Raw genomic sequence first — 1034 nt, forward strand, 5'->3', positions numbered from 1 at the left:
GAGCAGATCCCGTTCCAGCTGCCGCGCGTCCTGGCCGCGATCGCGGCTGGTGAGCCGATCTACATCTGCGAGGGCGAAAAAGACGTCCTGACCGCCGAGTCCGCCGGTCTGACCGCGACCACCAACGCCGGTGGCGCGCTGGCGTGGACCGGCGAGCACGCGAAATGGCTCGATGGCGCCGCCGAGGTCGTCATCGTCGCCGACCACGACGCACCCGGCTACCGCCGCGCCGAGAAGGTGATGGCCTCCCTGACTGGGCGGGTGGGGTCGGTGCGGGTCATGCGTGCGGCCACAGGCAAGGACCTCACCGACCACATCGAGGCCGGTCACCACGTCGGCGAACTCGCCCCAGTCCCGTATCTGGACCCTCACACCGCCACGAGCGCCGCCCGGTCGGAGGCCGGGGCCGTCCCTTTCGTCGGTGAGGCATCGACCGATCTCTCGGCCGATGCCTCACCCCTCTCACCTGATCACAACGACTCTGTCGGAGGTTCTTTCATGTCCGGAAATTCCACGGTCAACCTGTCCGGCCTGCACGGCCAGGAGGCCGGCCACCACCACGACGACACCATTGATCACATCGGCTCCAAATTCGCGATGTTGATCCGCGGCTTGATGCAGGACGTGTTGACCCGCGCCAATGAGAGTGCCCGGCGTCGCCGTGAGGCGTTGAAGGAGCAGGAGCAGCGCGACGCGAAGAAGGCTCGTGAGCAGGCCGCGGCGCTCGCCGCGCAACGCAAGGCCGCCGAGACCGCGCTGGAGAAGATACGCAAGACGGGCTGGGATCGCCTGTCGCGCAGTGAGGTCGCGGTCGCGCTGCACGAGGCTGTGACCTGGTCCGAGGAGTCCGACACCGCGCGGCGCGCGGCGGTCGAGCTGGCCAGCCACATCAAGCAGCGGTGGGGTGTGGAGGTCGACCTGTCCAGCGGGAAGGTCACCGTCGACGAGGACATGACCCCGAAGCTGGCGGCGAAGATGGCCGCCGCCGAACAGGAACGCGCCGCCAAGTCTCGTCTGGCCACCGCCCAAGACTC

The 1034-nt window shown here is 68.5% G+C and carries 1 protein-coding gene; it reads left to right on the plus strand.

Annotated features, from left to right (window positions below; genetic code table 11):
- On the plus strand, positions 1-1034 hold a 1034-nt coding region (locus A5780_RS06940), incomplete at both ends, for a toprim domain-containing protein (RefSeq protein WP_156769393.1).

Origin of the sequence: Nocardia sp. 852002-20019_SCH5090214, assembly GCF_001665865.1 — a bacterium.
In the GTDB taxonomy this organism is placed as follows: domain Bacteria; phylum Actinomycetota; class Actinomycetes; order Mycobacteriales; family Mycobacteriaceae; genus Nocardia; species Nocardia nova.